This is a genomic window from Marinifilum sp. N1E240, from assembly GCF_009295825.1.
GTDB classification, from domain to species: Bacteria; Bacteroidota; Bacteroidia; order Bacteroidales; family Marinifilaceae; genus Marinifilum_A; species Marinifilum_A sediminis.
In genome coordinates, this window is record NZ_WHKF01000058.1 from 1 (window position 1) to 312 (window position 312).

Annotated in this window: 1 protein-coding gene; it reads right to left on the reverse strand. The window is 42.3% G+C overall.

All coding sequences use genetic code 11. From position 1 onward, the window contains the following. A partial coding sequence (locus GCQ56_RS20205) for a Calx-beta domain-containing protein (RefSeq protein WP_227006135.1) occupies positions 1–312 on the reverse strand: 312 nt, incomplete at both ends.

Sequence of the window (312 nt, forward strand, 5' to 3'; positions counted from 1 at the left end):
TATCATTAATGGTATAGGTATGAATTGTATTTGTACCTAATGTCGCATTAACTGGATTTGATAGCGTTACGATTACCGTTTCATTATTCTCATCCAACAGGTCATTGACAATGCTTGCAATCGTGATGTTTTTATTCACATCACCAGCAGTTAGCGTCAATGTTCCATCTGCCAAAGTATAATCAGCACTTGTTGCGGTACCCGTTACCGAAAAGTCAACCGTTACCGTTCGACCACTGGCTGCTGAAAGGTCAACCTGTAAATTCGCACTCGCAAGCGCTTCCGAACCATTGGAACTCGTCGCGTTAAAGT